Origin of the sequence: Streptomyces sp. WMMC940, assembly GCF_027460265.1 — a bacterium.
In the GTDB taxonomy this organism is placed as follows: domain Bacteria; phylum Actinomycetota; class Actinomycetes; order Streptomycetales; family Streptomycetaceae; genus Streptomyces.
Genome location: NZ_JAPZBC010000001.1, coordinates 317,046 through 333,700, shown reverse-complemented (window position 1 = coordinate 333,700; position 16,655 = coordinate 317,046). Strand labels below are relative to the sequence as shown.

General features: G+C 74.0%; 18 protein-coding genes. 9 read left to right on the top strand and 9 right to left on the bottom strand.

Annotated features, from left to right (window positions below):
- Positions 1 to 249 precede the first annotated feature (249 nt).
- The gene (locus O7595_RS01560) at positions 250 to 825 is read left to right on the top strand and encodes an adenylate kinase (RefSeq protein ID WP_269726902.1); all 576 of its coding nucleotides are present in this window, start codon (positions 250 to 252) and stop codon (positions 823 to 825) included.
- A gap of 628 nt (positions 826 to 1,453) precedes the next feature.
- On the top strand, positions 1,454 to 2,311 hold the full coding sequence (locus O7595_RS01555) for a universal stress protein (RefSeq protein WP_269726901.1): 858 nt from the start codon (positions 1,454 to 1,456) through the stop codon (positions 2,309 to 2,311).
- A 68-nt stretch (positions 2,312 to 2,379) separates the two neighbouring features.
- Here O7595_RS01555 and O7595_RS01550 read toward each other — a convergent pair whose 3' ends face one another.
- The 3 genes from O7595_RS01550 to O7595_RS01540 are packed head-to-tail and all read right to left on the bottom strand — an operon-like array spanning position 2,380 to position 5,064.
- A complete protein-coding gene (locus O7595_RS01550; RefSeq protein WP_269726900.1) occupies positions 2,380 to 3,405 on the bottom strand; it encodes an NAD(P)/FAD-dependent oxidoreductase in 1,026 nt (341 codons plus the stop codon).
- Positions 3,402 to 3,959 carry an isoprenylcysteine carboxyl methyltransferase family protein gene (locus O7595_RS01545; protein ID WP_269726899.1) on the bottom strand — a complete coding sequence of 186 codons (558 nt, stop codon included), beginning with the start codon at positions 3,957 to 3,959 and terminating at the stop codon, positions 3,402 to 3,404. The genes O7595_RS01550 and O7595_RS01545 overlap by 4 nt, the downstream gene beginning before the upstream one ends.
- Positions 3,960 to 3,966: 7 nt before the next feature.
- Complete coding sequence (locus O7595_RS01540; protein WP_269726898.1) at positions 3,967 to 5,064, bottom strand: type III polyketide synthase; 1,098 nt, start codon at positions 5,062 to 5,064, stop codon at positions 3,967 to 3,969.
- 76 nt (positions 5,065 to 5,140) lie between these two features.
- On the opposite strand from O7595_RS01540, the gene O7595_RS01535 reads away from it, so the two are divergent.
- Positions 5,141 to 6,031 carry a UbiA family prenyltransferase gene (locus tag O7595_RS01535; protein WP_269726897.1) on the top strand — a complete coding sequence of 297 codons (891 nt, stop codon included), beginning with the start codon at positions 5,141 to 5,143 and terminating at the stop codon, positions 6,029 to 6,031.
- 62 nt (positions 6,032 to 6,093) lie between these two features.
- On the opposite strand, the gene O7595_RS01530 is transcribed toward O7595_RS01535, so the two are convergent.
- Positions 6,094 to 6,837: a YqjF family protein gene (locus O7595_RS01530; protein WP_269726896.1), complete on the bottom strand. Its 744-nt coding sequence runs from the start codon at positions 6,835 to 6,837 to the stop codon at positions 6,094 to 6,096.
- A 796-nt stretch (positions 6,838 to 7,633) separates the two neighbouring features.
- Between O7595_RS01530 and O7595_RS01525 the strand changes: the two genes are divergently transcribed.
- Both O7595_RS01525 and O7595_RS01520 read left to right on the top strand, forming a co-directional pair.
- A complete protein-coding gene (locus O7595_RS01525; protein ID WP_269726895.1) occupies positions 7,634 to 8,551 on the top strand; it encodes a S1 family peptidase in 918 nt (305 codons plus the stop codon).
- A 478-nt stretch (positions 8,552 to 9,029) separates the two neighbouring features.
- Positions 9,030 to 10,073 (top strand): serine/threonine-protein kinase, encoded by a 1,044-nt coding sequence (locus O7595_RS01520; RefSeq protein WP_269726894.1) that lies wholly within the window; start codon positions 9,030 to 9,032, stop codon positions 10,071 to 10,073.
- A 56-nt stretch (positions 10,074 to 10,129) separates the two neighbouring features.
- Here O7595_RS01520 and O7595_RS01515 read toward each other — a convergent pair whose 3' ends face one another.
- Complete coding sequence (locus O7595_RS01515; protein WP_269726893.1) at positions 10,130 to 10,801, bottom strand: type III effector protein; 672 nt, start codon at positions 10,799 to 10,801, stop codon at positions 10,130 to 10,132.
- A gap of 135 nt (positions 10,802 to 10,936) precedes the next feature.
- Here O7595_RS01515 and O7595_RS01510 point away from each other — a divergent pair, with 135 nt between their 5' ends.
- Together O7595_RS01510 and O7595_RS01505 are read left to right on the top strand one after the other, a co-directional pair.
- Positions 10,937 to 11,371, top strand: a complete 435-nt coding sequence (locus O7595_RS01510; RefSeq protein WP_269726892.1) for an Hsp20/alpha crystallin family protein — start codon at positions 10,937 to 10,939, stop codon at positions 11,369 to 11,371.
- A 167-nt stretch (positions 11,372 to 11,538) separates the two neighbouring features.
- Positions 11,539 to 11,973 carry a DUF2267 domain-containing protein gene (locus tag O7595_RS01505; RefSeq protein ID WP_269726891.1) on the top strand — a complete coding sequence of 145 codons (435 nt, stop codon included), beginning with the start codon at positions 11,539 to 11,541 and terminating at the stop codon, positions 11,971 to 11,973.
- Positions 11,974 to 12,123: 150 nt separating this feature from the next.
- Here O7595_RS01505 and O7595_RS01500 read toward each other — a convergent pair whose 3' ends face one another.
- The gene (locus O7595_RS01500) at positions 12,124 to 12,345 is read right to left on the bottom strand and encodes a hypothetical protein (RefSeq protein ID WP_093659038.1); all 222 of its coding nucleotides are present in this window, start codon (positions 12,343 to 12,345) and stop codon (positions 12,124 to 12,126) included.
- Positions 12,346 to 12,479: 134 nt separating this feature from the next.
- Here O7595_RS01500 and O7595_RS01495 point away from each other — a divergent pair, with 134 nt between their 5' ends.
- Positions 12,480 to 13,310 carry an alpha/beta fold hydrolase gene (locus O7595_RS01495; protein WP_269726890.1) on the top strand — a complete coding sequence of 277 codons (831 nt, stop codon included), beginning with the start codon at positions 12,480 to 12,482 and terminating at the stop codon, positions 13,308 to 13,310.
- A gap of 135 nt (positions 13,311 to 13,445) precedes the next feature.
- Here O7595_RS01495 and O7595_RS01490 read toward each other — a convergent pair whose 3' ends face one another.
- A complete protein-coding gene (locus O7595_RS01490) occupies positions 13,446 to 14,312 on the bottom strand; it encodes a DMT family transporter (RefSeq protein ID WP_269726889.1) in 867 nt (288 codons plus the stop codon).
- A gap of 632 nt (positions 14,313 to 14,944) precedes the next feature.
- Between O7595_RS01490 and O7595_RS01485 the strand changes: the two genes are divergently transcribed.
- On the top strand, positions 14,945 to 15,289 hold the full coding sequence (locus O7595_RS01485) for a hypothetical protein (RefSeq protein ID WP_269726888.1): 345 nt from the start codon (positions 14,945 to 14,947) through the stop codon (positions 15,287 to 15,289).
- Between the two features lie 72 nt (positions 15,290 to 15,361).
- On the opposite strand, the gene O7595_RS01480 is transcribed toward O7595_RS01485, so the two are convergent.
- On the bottom strand, positions 15,362 to 15,898 hold the full coding sequence (locus tag O7595_RS01480; RefSeq protein ID WP_269726887.1) for a hypothetical protein: 537 nt from the start codon (positions 15,896 to 15,898) through the stop codon (positions 15,362 to 15,364).
- 13 nt (positions 15,899 to 15,911) lie between these two features.
- A complete protein-coding gene (locus tag O7595_RS01475) occupies positions 15,912 to 16,496 on the bottom strand; it encodes a GNAT family N-acetyltransferase (RefSeq protein ID WP_269726886.1) in 585 nt (194 codons plus the stop codon).
- Positions 16,497 to 16,655: the final 159 nt, after the last annotated feature.

The window sequence follows — 16,655 nt, the reverse complement described above, 5'->3', positions numbered from 1 at the left end:
AGGGCGGAGCCGCCGACATCCCCGCGGACGGGCGGGGCCGGAGCTGCCGGCGGGGCCGTTGCGTTTCCTCCATCAGGATCTGGACAGGGGAAGGCCCCGCTTTGGCGGGGTGGGGAATGGCTTGCCAACGAGACCGAGCGCACACTCGATGATCTGCGCCACCGGCCCCGCCACGCGGCCGCGACGTCGCCGCCCTGCTGATCGGGTTCGCCATCGCGGTCCGCCGCTCCCCACGAAGGCAAGGAACTCATGCGGAAGATCGCGCTCTTCGGACCACCCGCCACAGGGAAGTCCACCCTGGCCAAGTGGCTCTCAGCAGAGCTCGGCCACCCACACACAGACCTCGATGACCTTCTCTTCACCCCTGACGATCCCCTGCCGCTGCCGGAGTTCCGCCACAAGGCAGGAGAGATCACCCGGCACGACGCATGGATCGTCGAAGGGAACTTCTCCAAGCTGGCCGATGTGGTCTGGCACCGCGCCGACGTACTCGTGTGGCTCGACTTCCCGCTGTACCTGATCGTGTACCGCATCGTGCGCCGCAGCCTCCACCAGCTCACCGGACACGAAGACAGCCCACAGGCCAGGCGACTGACCTGGAGCAAGGCCTTCTTCCACCGCCGGTCGCTGCTACGCACCGCCGTCCGCAAGTACCGGAACAACCGGCCTCGCTACGCCCAGCAGGTATCCGAGACAGCCGATCGCGGCGTCGAGGTAGTCAGGCTCCGCAACCCGCGCGAAGTCCGTGGATGGAAGACGGAACTGATGAAAGGGCCGACGGAGAGCCACTCACACGGAGCGACCCGGCACACCGCCGGCCCTTGACCAACATCCGTGCCGGCGGAACGCCGGCGCAGGAAGCACCAGCAGGCTGCAAGGCCCCGCCGGTGAACCGACAGCCGTTCAAGAGACACCACTGTGATCCCCCGCGACCGGCCTGTGATCAATGAGCCGACATCGCCCAGGGGGCCGGCGTCCCCATCGCCACATGGCAGGCGACCGACGCCCCGCCTTTCGCCGGCGTTGCTCGGCGTAGGAGCGCCGCGCGTCCATCGTTTGGCCGAGGTTGCCGAGGCCCACCCGGGCGAGACCGTGGCCGCCGGCGCTGCCGGCCCCGGGGAGCCCGGCGGCGGCCGTCGGCCCACCAGCAGGACTACCCGCGGCGGGCCGCACCCTCGAACTGACGGCGTGGCTCCTCGACGGAGCGGCGAAGTCGCCGGCGGCGGCCCGGCCGTGCGGTGGAGCGACGACCGGACGCGGTCTTGCGCGGCGCCCCGTACCCCCGGGCCGCCCGGTACCCCCTGCGGCACGGCTGTCCGCTCCCACTCCTGACGCCGTCGTCCCTCGGGGTGCCCGCCCCGGACTGGGCCGGGTGGTCCATGCTCCTGCTGCGCCGCCGCCCGCTCGGACGCACCCTGGAGCGAGACCGCGGAGTCCGGAGCAGGGAGCACTCATGGTGGACGGCACGTCGCCGACGGGGCCGGTACTGGCCGGCGTCGACGAGGGCGGTCAGGAGTACGTGGCGCGCTGCGCCGCCGAGCAGGCCGATCTGCACGGGGTGCCGCTCCACCTCCTGCACGTCGCCGAGCGCCACGGAGCCCCGGTCCCGGGCGCCGAGGTCGTGGCGCCCCTGGAGAGGCTGGTCCGCACCGAGTTCCCCGGTGTGACCGTGACGGCGGAGGCGGTCACCGGCCATGCCTCCGCCGTACTGGTGGAGCGGTCCGCGCGGGCCTCCTGGACGGTCGTCGGCCACCGGGGCAGCGGCGGCTTCGCCCGACTTCCGCTCGGCTCCGTGAGCTGGCAGGTCGCCACCCACGCCGGAGGACCCGTCATCGTCGTCCGGCCCGGTGACACACCACCCGACCCGGAGAAGCGCGTCGTGGCAGGGGTGGACGTCGCCGACACCTCCGGCATCTCCTCGCACGCCCTGGACGCCGCCTTCGCCGAGGCCGCGCTGCGCGGGGCGAGCCTCGAACTCGTGCACGGCAGCTTCCACCTCGGTGAGACCCCGACGGGGCCGGGGATGGCCGCACCCGACTTCGACGTCCTCGACGAGGCGGTCCGGGCGGCCCTGCAGGAGGAGGCGGACAGGCGCCGCGACCGTTACCCCGGGGTGCCGGTGAGACTGCACGCGGAACGCCTCCGTGCGGCGACCCTCCTGGCGGAGTCCTCGCATGGGGCCGTCCTCCTGGTCGTCGGCTCCCACGGCCGTTCCGGGCTGCGCAGGCTGCTGCTGGGCTCGGTGAGTTCCGAGGTCCTCCACACCGCGGCCTGCCCGGTGGCGGTCGTGCACACCGCGCCCACCGGGTGAGTGGCCGCTGCGAGACGTTGCCGGGTCGGCGGGTCGTCGGGTCGGATGCCGGGGAGCGCCGGGCCGCGTCAGGCCAGGAGGTTGACGCCCTCCCGGAACACGCGAGGCAGCCGGGCCGCGAGCGGCACGACCCGAGGAGCGAGATACGGATTCTCACGGGCCCGCAGCAGACACCCGGTCAGCAGCCGGTACGGGCGGGACAGCCGTCGCCAGGCGCGCTCGTACTCCCCGGGCCGGCCCGACCGTACACAGCGGACCAGTTCACCGGCCGCGGTCAGCGCGAGCGTCAGCCCCTCGCCGGTGAGCGCGTCGACGTATCCCGCGGCGTCCCCCACGAGCAGCACCCGGCCGGCCACCCGCGTACGCACGTCCTGGCGCAGCGGTCCGGCACCGCGCACCGGGGTCGCGACGGCGGAGCGCAGGCGCTCGCCCAGGGCCGGGAAGCGCGCCAGCTGGGCGTCGAACGGGGCGCGGTCGGCGGTGAGCACGGCGACACCGACGAGTCCGGGGGCGAGGGGCGTCACATACGCCTCGGAGCGTTCCGCCCAGTGGACCTCGACCAGGTCGCTCCACGGGGCGAGGGCGTAGTGCCGGCGCAGCCCGTAGCGCGCCGCCCGGTGGGGAGCGGGTCGCGCGCGCAGTCCGAGGGCGCGGCGGACGGGGGAGTGCAGCCCGTCGGCGGCGACGAGGTACCGCGCCGTCAGCCCGTCCGCCGTCACCTGCCGGCCGTCCTGGCGCACTTCGCCGAGTCGGCGTGCCACGAACCGCACACCCAGCTCCGCTGCGCGCGCCGCGAGCGCCGGCTGCAGGTCCGTGCGCCGCACACCGAGGCCGGGTCCGGCCCGGAAGCGGGCCTCCGCCGTGCGGGCGCCGAGTCCGTCGGTGTACCGGATGCCGGTGAACCGTGCCCCTTCGACGGCGACCCCGAGACCCGCGAGCGCCCGTACGGCACCCGGCATCAGCCCCTCACCGCACGCCTTGTCGACCGGAGTGGGCCGCGGCTCCGCGACGACGACCTCGAACCCGGCCATTGCACCGTGGATGGCGGTGGCCAGCCCCGCCGGGCCGCCGCCTGCGACCAGCAGATCGATCACCGGACCGCGTCCGCGGTCCGGCCGGCGGTCCCCGGCGCCCCCGTCAGGGCGGACTCCTCGCAGCGGATGCGGACCCCGAGCAGCGCCAGGTTGAGCAGGGTGAACGCCAGGGCCGTCACCCATGCCGTGTGCACCAGGGGCAGGGCGAGCCCCTCCAGCACGACGGCGGCGTAGTTGGGATGTCGGAGCCATCGGTACGGTCCGGAGGCGACGAGCGGCAGCCCCGGCACGACGACGACGCGAGTGTTCCACCGTGGGCCCAGTGTGACGATGCACCACCAGCGCAGCGCCTGGGCCGCGGCGGTCAGCGCCAGCATGGTCCAGCCGAGCGCGGGTACGAAGGGACGGTCCGCGGCCCAGGGTTCGACGGCGCAGCCGGCCAGCAGCGCGGTGTGCAGGACGACCATGACGGGGTAGTGGCCGCGGCCGTGCTCGACGCCGCCGTGCGTCCGGCTCCAGACCGTGTTGCGGCGGGCCACGACGAGTTCGGCGAGTCGTTCCGCGGCGACCAGCAGGACGAGGGCGAGGAACACGGTGGGGGTGTGGGTGCTCATCGGGGCATCACCAGCGCAGCAGGACGAGTTCGGAGGAGAAGCCGGGGCCGAAGGCCAGCATCAGGCCGCGGGCACCCGGTTCGGGCGGGCCGTCGACGAGGGTGTCCCGCAGGACGTGCAGCACGGAGGCGGAGGACAGGTTCCCGGCCCGGGCGAGTGACCGGCGGCTCGGCGACAGCGCGTCCTCGGGCAGCCCGAGCACGTCCGCGAGCACGTCGAGGACCTTCGGCCCACCCGGGTGGCAGACCCAGGCAGCCACGTCCCGCGGTTTGAGGTCGTGCTCGGCGAGGAAGGACGCGATCTCCTCGCCCACGTGGAGCCTGACCACGTCGGGCAGTTCGCTGCCGAGTACCGGCCGGAGACCCCACTCGCCGACGTGCCAGCCGAGGAGGTGTTCCGTGCCCGGGTGGAGACGGCTGCGGCAGTCGACGACCACCGGGCCCGGGCGGCCGGCGTACGTGTGCCCGCCGGGGCCTTGACCGGGGCCCGCGTGCCGGGGGTGTTCGGTGCCGACCGCCACCAGCGCCGCTGCCCCGTCGCCGAAGAGAGCCCCTGAGACCAGATTGGCCATCGACGTGTCCGAGGACTGCAGGGTGAGCGAGCAGAGTTCCACGGACAGCAGCAGCCCCACGTCCCCGGGCCGGCCGGCGAGCTGGTCGTGGAGGCGCGCCGTGCCCGCCGCGCCCCCGGCGCAGCCGAGTCCGAAGAGGGGCACGCGCCGTACGTCGGGGCGCAGCCCGGCCGCGGCGGCCAGGCGGGCGTCCAGGGACGGTGTCGCGATGCCCGTGACGGAGGTCGACACGATCACGTCGACCTCCTCGGGGGCCACTCCGGCCTCGTCGAGGGCGGCTCGCACCGCCCGCGTCCCGAGGTCCCGCGCCAGCTCCAGATAGGTGTCGTTGCACTGGCCGAAGCCGTCGAGGCGGCCGTAGCGGTCCAGCGGCAGCGCGAGATGCCGGGCCTCGACCCCGACGGAGGCGTGCACGCGCCGCAGCAGTCCGCGATCCGCCGCGGGCGGCAGCCGGCGGGCCAGCTCCTCCGCGATCTCCGCCTGCGGGTGGCGATGGGGCGGGAACACGGCGCTCACGGCCAGGACGCGGGTCATCGCCCCAACATAGAAGTCCGCTGACACAACGTCATGAAACGACCGCATCGGGCGCGTCGTGACCTAGCGTGGGCATGTGAAGTTCAGTGCCACCACCGTCTCCGACGGATCCCACGCGGCGCCGTTCGACTCCGCCCGCCCGTCGGCCGCCGGTCTGCTGAAGGCGTGCCACCTGCTGCCGGCGGCGGTCGTCACCGGTCTCGCGGCCGCACTCGCCACCGCGGTGGGAGGGCGCGGTCCGGCCGGCGGAGCGCTCACCGTGGGCGCGGTCGCCGCCGGTCAGCTGTCGATCGGTTGGTGCAACGACCGGGCCGACATGGGCCGGGACCGTGCGTCCGGCCGACGGGACAAACCGCTGGTCACGGGAGAGGCCCTGCCGGGCGTCGTGGCCGGAGCGGCGGTCGCGGCCCTGGCCGTGTGCGTCGTCCTGTCGGCGGCGTGCGGGCCGGTGGCGGGGTGCGTCCATGCGGTGGCGGTGGCGGCGGCCTGGTCGTACAACCTCCACCTCAAGCGCACCGCTCTGTCGTGGCTGCCGTACGCGCTGTCGTTCGCGCTGCTCCCGGCGTTCGTCACCCTCGCGCTGCCCGGTGGGCCCTGGCCGCCCCTGTGGCTCATGGCGGCCGCCGGGCTTCTCGGCACGGGCGCGCACTTCGCCAACGTCCTGCCGGACATCGACCACGACCTGCGCACCGGCGTCCACGGGCTGCCGCAGCGCCTCGGCCGGCGGCGGTCGGTGTGTGTCGCGGCGCTGCTGGTGCTCGCCTCGTCGCTGGTCCTGCTGATCGGTCCCGACGGACCGGTCACCCGGCAGGGCTGGGCCGTCCTCACGGTGACCGTGCTGCTCTGCGCGCTGGCCCTGCTGCGGCCCGTCCGTGAGGCCGACGCCCGTCTCCCCTTCCTCGCCACCATGGGCATCGCCGCGGCCGACGCGGCACATCTGGTGCTGCTGACCGCCGCCGTCGTCTGAGACCCACCCCGGTCGTCTGAGACCCACCGCCGTCGTCCGAGGCCCGCGCCCGTGCGTCCTCTTCAGGCACGGCCGACCGGCCGGGCCACGCCCAGGCGTACGCGGTCCATGGGTTCCACCATGTGCGCCAGCGCGGGGGCCCCGGGTGCGGGGAGTCCGGCGTACGCGGTCAGCGTCTCGCGCAGCTCCAGGACCTCCGCACCGCGCAGCCGCCACGGCGGGTGCTCGACGCGCGCCTCCCAGAGCACGCCGGCCCGTTGTGAGAAGGACGACCACCGGGCGGTGAGCCAGCGATCCAGGTCCGGTGGTGCCGGGGCCGGTGCCCCCGCACGGACCGTCAGCCGGTAGCCGGGGGGCACGGCCGCGCGGTTCCGTCCGCGTCCGGCCCGGCGCCGGCCGGTGTAGGTGAGGGTGCGCCCGTCCGGACTGCGCCGCACGGCCAGGTCCGCCCAGTGGTACGGGATCCCGAATACCCGCGCCACCGGCATGAGGGGGTGGGCGGCGTCGAGGGAGAGGAACCACACCCCACTGCGTCCGTCCCGCGTTCTGACGTACGTCCGCAGATTGGTCTGCGCGAACGTTCCCCCGGGCAGCGGCACCAGTCCCAGGGGGTGCACCGATCCCATCACCAGGGCGACGAGGCTGACCCACGCGCGTCCGTCCGACTCGTCCGGCCGCAGTCCGGGCGGTAGCAGCGGGCGCACCGCGTCGGGCGGGTACGGCCAGTGGACGTAGGTCTGGTGGGACAACCCGGCGGTCAGCGCGGGCAGTTCCCGGGGGAAGGGCAACCTGGACGGTGCGGGCAACGTCTTCTCCTGTGCGCGGCGCGGAGCGGTTCGCGAACCGCGGTGTCCCGATCATCCGGTACCGGCCCGCCGGGTGCCGGAGCATGACGGCCGGGCCTCGCGCCGAAGTTCACCGTGGAGCCGCCGTGGCGATGGAATCCGGCCAGCCGCCGGCGCCGGGCGAACGGGGGTGAGCCGGGCGCAAGGGGCGCCGGGCGGGTGTGTCGTACTCGTGGCCAGGTCATCTGTGCATGGCTGGAATCAAGCCATGATCCACCCGTGGGCGGTCGGCGGCCGGTCACTGCGCCGTGGTGTGCATTGCGGAAGCCACGGCGGCCGGTGCGCGGCGAACCGGCTTCGGGTGCGGTCCCCGCAGCCTTCCCCGGCGTCCGCGGGCGCCTCCGGGCGTACACCCTGTTGAACTCTGAACTGCCGCAATGGCGCCGGGGGTTCCGTTCGGTCCCGGCGTCCGGGTCGGGCCGCGCCGGCCGTGCTGCGTCATCCCTCTCCCGTCCTGTTGCCGGAGAGCAAATGAATCGGTGATTCCGCTCCTCCTCGGATGGTCTGCGAGAACCGGCCGTGTCGGTGAACGGAACCTCGTCGAGGTCAAGTCCGGCAAACGGCTCCGTTGGTGACTGGCGCTTTGGACGCGCGTAGAGCGACCGAAAGGCGATCTTGTCCCGGGTGCAACCGGAAGACAGGATCCGTAGCCACGGCATTGACAGGGGCATGGCGGAGATCCCGGTCCGTCACCTCTGCGCAGTGCCGGGGGCCCGTCCACCCAACGGGCCGTTGGCAACCCCCACTGGAGGATGCAGTGAACATCAAGCGCTTCACCCCCCACGGCCGCTTCGCAAGAGGCGCACGGTTGACCGCCGTTGCCTCCGCCCTGCTGGCGGCAGTCGCGCTTGCGACCCCGAGCGCGGCAGCCGACTCCACCCCCGCCCCGCGGGCCACCGCCGCCACCCTCGCCCAGGTCGGCGAGGCCGTGCTGAACGCCGACGTCCCCGGCACGGCCTGGTACACGGACACCAGGTCCGGAAGGCTCGTCGTCACCGCCGACTCCACCGTCTCCGCCGCGGAGCTGGCCGAGATCAGGAAGTCCGCCGGCAGCCGCGCCTCGGCCCTCGAGATCAAGCGCACCCCCGGCACGTTCAACAAGCTCATCGCCGGCGGCCAGGCCATCTACGCCGGCGGCGGCCGCTGCTCCCTCGGCTTCAACGTCCGCAGCGGCAGCACCTACTCCGCCCTGACGGCCGGTCACTGCACCGACATCGGCAGCACCTGGTACACCAACTCCGCGCAGACCGCACTGCTCGGCACCCGCACCGGTTCGAGCTTCCCCGGCAACGACTACGGCATCATCCGCCACTCCAACGCCTCGGCGGCGGACGGCCGGGTGTATCTGTACAACGGCTCCTACCGTGACATCACGGGCGCCGGCAACGCGTACGTCGGCCAGTCCGTCCAGCGCAGCGGCAGCACCACCGGCCTGCACGGCGGCACCGTCACCGGGCTCAACGCCACCGTGAACTACGGCGGCGGCGACATCGTCCACGGCCTGATCCAGACGAACGTCTGCGCCGAGCCCGGCGACAGCGGCGGCCCGTTGTTCTCGGGCACCACGGCCCTCGGCCTGACGTCCGGCGGTAGCGGCAACTGCTCCTCCGGCGGCACCACGTTCTTCCAGCCGGTCACCGAGGCGCTGAGCGCGTACGGGGTGAGCGTCTTCTAGTCCCGACGCCGGACAGGGCTCGCCGGAAGGCGCGCTGGTTCCCGGCGGCGCACCGGGTACGGCACCAGGCCGGCGGTCCGCCACGTGCGGGCCGCCGACCCCGTCGTGTGCCGGGCCGCGGCCGGGCCGCGCCGGGACCGGTTCCGCAGCGGGAACCCGTCCCGGAAGGGCGGCCCCCCGCGGGCCGGGGCCGCGAGCGCCGCTCCCGGGGGAGGGGACAGCGGTCGCGCGATGCGAAGCGGGCGAGGCCGCCACGGGCGTCGACCGGGGTTCGGCGAGCGGCGGTTGCCCGGACGCTGCTCGCGGACGGTCCGAGGGGGCGGGCCCCGCCGGAACCCCTGCGCCAGGGCTTCCGCCCGGTACCGCCGCCGCGACGGGCCCGGGCGTGGCAGGGGACCGATCGATAGAATTCAGGCATGGTGCTCTGGCCGACCGACCGGAAGCCCCCGCCTGGCAGGCCGTACGGCGGTGGCTCCCCATGACACCGGCGTCGGACGACATGAGCCTGTACTCGGGCCGTCCGTCCGGTCTGATCGGTGCCCAGATCGCCGGCTACCGGGTGGAGCGGGAGGTCGGGCGGGGCGGTATGGCGGTCGTCTACTGCGCCAAGGACCTGCGGCTGGACCGCACGGTGGCGCTCAAACTGCTCGCGCCGGAGCTCGCCCGCAACGACACCTTCCGTCGCCGTTTCACCCACGAGTCACGGGTGGCCGCGGCCATCGACCATCCGCACATCGTGCCGATCTTCGAGGCCGGCGAGACCGACGGCGTGCTGTACATCGCCATGCGCTTCGTCGCCGGGCTGGACCTGCGGGCGCTGCTGGACCGCGACGGCCCGCTGCCCGTCGCGACCGCCGTCCGGATCGCCGCCCAGGTGGCCTCGGCGCTCGACGCGGCCCACGAGCACGATCTGGTGCACCGGGACGTCAAGCCGGGCAACGTCCTCGTAGCCAAGGGCACCGACATCGACCATCCCGAGCACGTCTACCTCACGGACTTCGGGCTGACGAAGAAGTCGCTCTCCCTCACCGGTTTCACCACCGTGGGCGAGTTCGTCGGCACGCTCGACTACGTGGCACCGGAGCAGATCTCCGGGCGACCGGTCGACGGCAGGTGCGATCTCTACAGCCTCGCCTGCGTCGTCTACGAGACGCTGGCCGGCGGGCCGCCCTTCCAGCGGGACGAGGACATCGCGCTGCTCTGGGCGCACCAGTACGACCAGCCCCCTCCCCTCACCGAGCACCGGCCGGACATCCCCCAGGCCGCGGACGAGGTCCTGGCGAAGGCCCTGGCCAAGGTGCCCGACGACCGCTACGACTCCTGCCTGGAGTTCGTCGCGGCCCTCCGTGACGCCGCGACGGCCCCGGCTGCCGCGCCGGCCGCGGTCAGGGCCGTTCCCACGCCGACGCAGGTCGTCCCCGGCCTCGCCGAGGTCCCGGAGGATCCGGGCCCGCCACCCGACCCACCCGCTTGGGCCCGCCCGGTGTTCGCCCCGCCCGGTGGACAGCGGCCGGGCAGGTGACGCGGCACGGGGCGGCCGATCGGTCCGGGTCCCGCCCGGACGGGTGCCGGCCGGCGTCAGCCGCCCCGGCGCTGCTCGCCGCTGTCCTCGCGCAGGCGCTCCGTGTGCCGTGTGATCGTTTCGACGCGGGCCGCCAGGCCGGGGTGGTCGCCCTGCAGGTGTGACCGCGTACCGGCCAGTGGGGCGATGAGCGCGGCCGCGTCGTCGTCGGCGAGAGCACCGGCGAGGCGCGCCACCGGGACGGCCGCGTCGGCCGGGAGGTCGGTGAGAGAGGTGATCTGGCCGGCGAGGCGGCGCAGATCGCCCGCGTGGCCACGGGCCCATGCGCTGACGGTGCGGTCCGCCGCCCGGTGGTCGCGGGTGGCCTGGACGCGCTGCTCGCCGGTGGAGCCGGGCGCCCCGGGGCGTACGCGCAGATACCGGCGCTCGGCGGCCTGGCGACTCGCGACGCCGAGCGGATGGGCGAGGTCGGCCCAACTGGCTCCCGCGTCGCGCGCCGTCTCGATCAGCCCCGGCTCCCATTCGGCGAGTTCGTCGCGCAGTTGGCGCAGCAGGAGCAGGGCGGCCAGCGCCTCCTCGGCGCCGGCCGGGGGCGTGTCGGGCGCATGCCCGTACGGCTCCCCCCGGGCGGTGCGCACCGCTTCCCGGATGGCGTCAAGAGCCGCGGCCGCGGCATGGAAGGACGAGAGCGGTACTCCGGTGTTCCCGGGCTGTTCGACGGCGCTCATGGGATTCCCTTCTCCGCCAGAGTGTCATCCTTTCGGCGACATCCATGGTTGTCATCGTTCGGACGACATGCTACAACGGATGCAGGTTGCAGCGCATTGGCAGGTACTGCCTGAACCAACTGGAGGTGTTTCACGATGTTGATGCGCACTGACCCCTTCCGGGAGTTCGACCGGCTGACGCAGCAGCTCCTGGGCACGACGGGCACCTGGTCCCGGCCCTCCGCAGTGCCGATGGACGCCTATCGCCAGGGTGACGAGTACGTGATCGCCCTCGACCTCCCCGGAGTCTCACCGGACGCGATCGACATCGATGTCGAGCGGAACATGCTGACGGTCAAGGCCGAGCGGCGACCGCCGGCGAAGGCGGACGACGTGCAGATGGAACTGTCGGAGCGCCCTCTCGGTGTCTTCTCCCGTCAGCTCGTGCTGGCCGACACGCTCGACACCGAGCACATCAGCGCCGACTACGAAGCGGGCGTGCTGACCCTGCGCATTCCCATCGCCGAGCGGGCGAAGCCCCGCAAGATCGCCATCGGCGACCGCCCGGGCCGCAAGCAGATCACCGGCTGAGCCCCGCCCGCGCGCGGGTCGTGGAGGACGGGGGAGCGGTTTCCGCGCCCCCGTCCTCCACATCCGTCGGCGCCGCACCGACCAACGCCGCAGCTTCCCCGCACCTCCCCGTTCCCGTGAGGCGATGAGCGGGGCCCCGACCCATGAGAAAGGCATGCACTCCGCCGATGGTTCCCCAGCCTGAAACGGTCCCGACCGCACCGGGTACGACGTTCCATCACCTGCTGGAAAAGGTTCGCTACGAGGGCGCCTTCCCGACCCGCGAACGAGCCGAGCAGGCCGTACGGGCCGTCCTGGCCGCGCTCGGCCGGCAACTCGTCGGGAACGAGCGCGTCGAACTCGCCGCCAGGCTCCCCGTCGAGGCCGCTCTCGAGTTCGCCTCCCGGCCTCCCTGCGCCGAACCGCTCAGCGCCTGGGAATTCGTCAAGGACCTCGCGGCCCGAACGGGCGGCACCCCCGCCACCGCACGCTGGGACGCAGGCTCCGTCCTCCACGTCGTCGCCGGTCTCGCCGGCCCCCGGCTGCTGGACCGTGTTCTGGCGGCGCTGCCTTCCGGATACGCGCTGCTCTTCGGTCGCGCCGAACTCACCCTTCGCCCCTGACGACCGGTGCGCCGCACGTCGGTCGCCGCCCCGCCCCGCCGCCCGTCCTCCGGCGTCTGCGTCGTGGCGCTGGGCGTGCCCCCGCCCCAGTTCGAGGGAGACCGCGTGAAGCCGGCAGGCGCGCGATGCGGGTCGGGCGCCCGGCTCCCGTCACGGTGGTGACTCGGCCCACGACTGCGGGCCGCCGCCCCGCCACTCGATCAGTTCCGGGTCGTCGACCGCCGTGTCGGTTTCCGGCAGGTTCGCGCGGCGGAGGAACTCCAGCACGTCGAACAGGTCGTGCGCGGTACCGACCGGCTCTCCTCGGATCGTCACCGGTCTGCCACCGCTCGGCTCGATCGGATGGACGATCACAGGCGGGTTCGTGCCCATGATCCCAGGGTCCATCCGGACCGGTCGGGACGCATCCGCACGCACCCGGACGGGTGCCTGCCGCGCCCCGGGCCCGGCCGGTGCCCTGGCACCGGGCACCGGACGCGCCGACCATGGAGGGGGAGGTGGCGCTCATGGGCGAACACGTCGAGGCCAACGGGGCGCGGTTCTGGGTGGAGCGCCGGGGCGAGGGTCCGGACGTCCTGCTGGTCGCGGGCCTGAGCGATCCCGCCGAGGCCTGGCAGGCCCAGCTCGACGGACTCTCCGACCGATACCGGGTCACCGCCTTCGACAACCGCGGCGCCGGTCGGACACCGCTCCCCGACGGGCCGCTGTCGGTCCCGCTGATGGCCGACGACGCGGCGGCGCTGCTGTCGTCCCTCGGTGTGGAGCGCGCGCACGTCGCGGGATTCTCGGGCGGCAGCCTGATCGCCCAGGAACTGGCACTGCGCCACCCGGACCGGGTGCGCAGCCTCGTGCTCGTGTCCGCCTGGGCGCGGCCGGACGCCTACTTCCGGTCGATGACCCGGTTCTGGCACTGGCTCGCCGCCGAGGCTCCGGGTGAACGCGCCATGCTCGAGGCGTTCCTGCTGTGGGCCTACACCCCGCGCGCCCACGCGAGCGGCATGGTGGACCGGATCATCGACGAGACGCTGGCCTTCCCCCATCCGCAGTCCTCCGGGGCGTTCCAGCGCCAGCTCGAGGCCTTCGCGGCACACGAGACCCTCGACCGCCTGCCGGGGATCACCGCGCCGACGCTCGTGCTGTCGGGGGAGTGCGACCTCGCCGCGCCCCCGCGGTTCGGGCGGGCCGTCGCCGACGCCATCCCGGGTGCGGACTTCGAGATGCTGTTCGGCGAGGCGCACCAGCCCTTCCAGGAGTCGCCCGAGAAGTTCAACGCCCGGGTGGACGCCTTCTGGAAGGAGGTCGCCGGCCAGCACCCGGTGACCGAGGACGGTCCGTGACGGTCCGGACGTACGGTCCCCCCTCCGCCCCTCCGCCACTGCCGCCCGATCTGGTCCGTGCCGTGGTCGAAAGCGCACTCGGCACCGGTGACCGGCTCGCGTCCTCGCCGCCGCGTCCCGGACGCGGACATCCGCTCAGCCCAGAGCGATCAGGACGACCGCCACGCCCGTGCACATCAGGCCCGCGATCTGCACGGAGGTGGGGCGTTCGCGGAGGAAGGCGACGGCCAGGACGACCGGGACCGCGGGGTACAGCGAGGCCAGGACCGTCGCCAGGGCCAGCAGCTGGTGGAGGGTGGCGGCCTGGTAGAGCACCAGGGCCACCGCTCCCATCGAGCCGACCGCCAGTGCCGGAAGGACGAGCCCGCGGGGCAGGCGGAGGGTCGCCCGGGCCGCCCGGGCCATGAGGACGATCGTGAGCGTGGCCGCGGTGCGGGCGGCCAGGATCGGCCAGAGGCCCGCGGCCGGGTCGATCCGGGAGATGGCGAGGAACTGCACCGCGAAGCCGATCCCCGCCAGCAGTCCGAACCGTGCGCCCGCCGCGGTTCCCCCGTCCTCGGGGCGGTCGCTGCGGGAGACCAGCCACAGCGCGGGAACCGCCGCCGCGACGCCCAGCCAGGCGAGCGGACTCGGCCGGTCGCCGAGGACGAGGACGCCGACGAGTACGGGCAGCGTGACTCCGGCGACGCTGCTGAGCGGGGCCACCACGCTCATCCGGCCGACCGCCAGCCCCCGGTACAGGTACGCGACACCGATGCCGGTGCCCACCCCGGACAGCGCGCCCCACCCCAGCGCGCCGGACGTGACGTGCGAGGCCGTCAGGATCGGCGCGTCCGCACCCGCCACCGGCGTCACGACCGCCACGGCGAGCATCAGGACGATGCCGCCGACCTGCCCGAACGCCGCGACCGCGTAACTGTCCGCCCGTCTGGCCAGCAGTCCGCTGAAGAAGTGCACGAGCCCGAACATGAGCGCGGCGCCCAGCGCGAACAGTTCCGGCATCCATGCCCTCCCGGCACCCGTCCCCGCCACGCGGACGGCCGTCGGCCGCGGCGCGCAGCCGCGCCCCGGTCGTGGGCCACGTCACGGGAGTCGTCTGGCGGGCCGTCAGTTCACACCATAGTGCGCGCGGGTGGCCGGGCCGTCGACGATGTCCCGGCGCCCGCCCGCGTCGCCGCGAGCAGTGGCGGGGGAGGAGCGGGCCTCGACGCCCCGGTTCCGCGTCGGGGTCGGCCGCCGTGGCGCGGAGGAGGCGCCGGACGCGTCCGCCCGATGGACGAAGGCCCGGCGATGACCGCGTCCCGTCCCCGCCGCGGAACTGATCCGGCCGCGCCGCCGCCGACCCGGAATCCGCCCACCCGCTCCCCGGTATCCGTCGGCCGGCTGTCGCCGGATCGGCGTGCCACCGGTGGCGCCCCGGCGATCGGCGGTACCCGCCGTACGCGCTCGTCCGCCGTACGCTCGAAAGTGTCCGGGCGAGGAGTGTGACGGCCCTCGTCCGGACCCGTGCGGTAGGGCGGGGCCGCACGGACGCGACGCTTGCCGGCCGGGAACGCGGATTCCCGGCGTACGGGAGCGATGAGCGGGCACCCGCACCTCGGACGCCCCCGTGCCGGGGCGGACGCGAGGTGGGGATGAGCCGGGTCGGGGACACCACAGAGGCTGGGGGCGGAGTGCCGAAGGAGAGGCGACTGTCGGCGCGCGAGATCGCGATGCTGGACCAGATCGAGGCCGGACTGCGCGCGGGGCGGCCCGCCCGGCGGGGAGGCGGCCGGAGCGAGGGGCTCCTCGTGGGGGCGGTGGCGACTGCGACGGTGGCGGGCGTGCTCTTCCTGTGGGCGGCCACCACACGGTCGTCCGGCATCGGGCTGGCCGCGGTGGCCGTGTGGGTCACCTCCGTGCTGCTGGTCTCCCGGCGTCTGGGACACGGCCCGGAAGGGTTCCGGCTCTCGGGGCCGTTCCCCTGCCGGCCGTGGTGAGTCCGCCCGCCACCGGGCGGCGGCGCCGCTGCGGCGCCGCCCGGGGGGCAGCGCCGCTCCTGCCGCGGGGCGTCAGCCGTCGAGCGGCAGGACGTCCGGCACCTGGGTGCGCAGGAGCTGCCCGTCCGCGCGGACATTGCACTCGTTGATCGTGCGGGAGACCTCCCGGACGAAGCCGCTCCGGCTGTGCAGCCGCAGCGTCACCGTCACCTCGCCGAGCCCCCGGCGCGGCCCGTCCGCCTCGGCGAACGACCGGTACAGGGTGTTGGGCCAGCGGTCGGCGTCGTCGTCCCGCCAGAGCCGTACGGCCGGGTCGCTGAACCGGCAGGGCTGGCCGCCGTGCGGCTCCTGCAGCAGCGAATGGCTCAGGGGCAGCGTGCCGAGAAGGGGAACGAGCCGGGTACGCAGATGCTGGTTCTCGACGAAGCGGTACTGCTGCCACTGCCTGCCACCGGGGACGGTCATGCGCAGCGTGACGAGCAGGAAGGGGTGCCCGCCGGAGGACGACTCCGGGGAATCCGGACGCCATTGCGGCCATGATGTCGACAAGGCCACCGTTGCCCTTTCCCCGCCTTCTCGGCCGTAGCGCCGCCCTTGCTCGGTCTCCACCGCTCGGATTATGTCATCCCGTCAGTGTCCGGGAGACCGGCCGATCCCCGTTCACGGCCCGCCATTCCGGGGCGAGCACGGACCAGATCTCCATGTCGTGGCGCTTGCCCCGGTACGGGTAACGCTCGCGCAGTACCGCGTCCTTCGTCATCCCCAGCCGCCGGGCCACCGCGATACTGGGCTCGTTGCCGGACGAGACCCACCATTCGACGCGGTGGATGCCCCGTTCCCCGACGGCCCAGTCGATGAGCACACGGGCGGCCCGGGTGACGAGCCCCCGGCCCGCGGCCGAGGGCTCCAGCCAGCAGCCCGCCTCGGCGGTGCCTTCCGCGACGTCCATGGTCCGGAGGATGACGGCGCCCACCAGAACGCCGTCCCGGCGGATGCCGCAGATCCGGCCCGTGTCGGCCGCGGTCTTCTCGGCGTACGCCCGCAGGAACGCCCGGCTCGAGTCCGGATCCGTGACCATGTCCGGCAGCCCGTTGAACCGGCCGATGAAGTCCCGCCCCCGGTCGATGTGGGCCAGGAACTCCTCGGCCTGCCACGGCTCCAGCGGCCCGAGCTCCGCGCCGTCGTCACCCAGGGATATCGCGTACATGGTCACCTTCCACGGCCGGAACCGGGCATCCGTCCAGGGGATCCTCGCACGGGCGGGGCCGGCCCGGGTGGCGCGGGGACTGACGAACGCCTCCATGGCCGGTGACCGCCCCCCGGCCGGTTCAGGACCGCCTGATTCCGCGGGGGCGGGGTAAAATGG

Excerpts from the sequence above, each read along its gene's own strand:
- O7595_RS01560 (WP_269726902.1), top strand. The coding sequence starts at position 250 with ATGCGGAAGATCGCGCTCTTCGGACCACCCGCCACAGGGAAGTCCACC.
- O7595_RS01555 (WP_269726901.1), top strand. The coding sequence starts at position 1,454 with ATGGTGGACGGCACGTCGCCGACGGGGCCGGTACTGGCCGGCGTCGAC.
- O7595_RS01545 (WP_269726899.1), bottom strand. The coding sequence starts at position 3,959 with ATGAGCACCCACACCCCCACCGTGTTCCTCGCCCTCGTCCTGCTGGTC.
- O7595_RS01540 (WP_269726898.1), bottom strand. The coding sequence starts at position 5,064 with ATGACCCGCGTCCTGGCCGTGAGCGCCGTGTTCCCGCCCCATCGCCAC.
- O7595_RS01520 (WP_269726894.1), top strand. The coding sequence starts at position 9,030 with ATGACACCGGCGTCGGACGACATGAGCCTGTACTCGGGCCGTCCGTCC.
- O7595_RS01515 (WP_269726893.1), bottom strand. The coding sequence starts at position 10,801 with ATGAGCGCCGTCGAACAGCCCGGGAACACCGGAGTACCGCTCTCGTCC.
- O7595_RS01510 (WP_269726892.1), top strand. The coding sequence starts at position 10,937 with ATGTTGATGCGCACTGACCCCTTCCGGGAGTTCGACCGGCTGACGCAG.
- O7595_RS01505 (WP_269726891.1), top strand. The coding sequence starts at position 11,539 with ATGGTTCCCCAGCCTGAAACGGTCCCGACCGCACCGGGTACGACGTTC.
- O7595_RS01500 (WP_093659038.1), bottom strand. The coding sequence starts at position 12,345 with ATGGGCACGAACCCGCCTGTGATCGTCCATCCGATCGAGCCGAGCGGT.
- O7595_RS01495 (WP_269726890.1), top strand. The coding sequence starts at position 12,480 with ATGGGCGAACACGTCGAGGCCAACGGGGCGCGGTTCTGGGTGGAGCGC.
- O7595_RS01490 (WP_269726889.1), bottom strand. The coding sequence starts at position 14,312 with ATGCCGGAACTGTTCGCGCTGGGCGCCGCGCTCATGTTCGGGCTCGTG.
- O7595_RS01485 (WP_269726888.1), top strand. The coding sequence starts at position 14,945 with ATGAGCCGGGTCGGGGACACCACAGAGGCTGGGGGCGGAGTGCCGAAG.
- O7595_RS01475 (WP_269726886.1), bottom strand. The coding sequence starts at position 16,496 with ATGTACGCGATATCCCTGGGTGACGACGGCGCGGAGCTCGGGCCGCTG.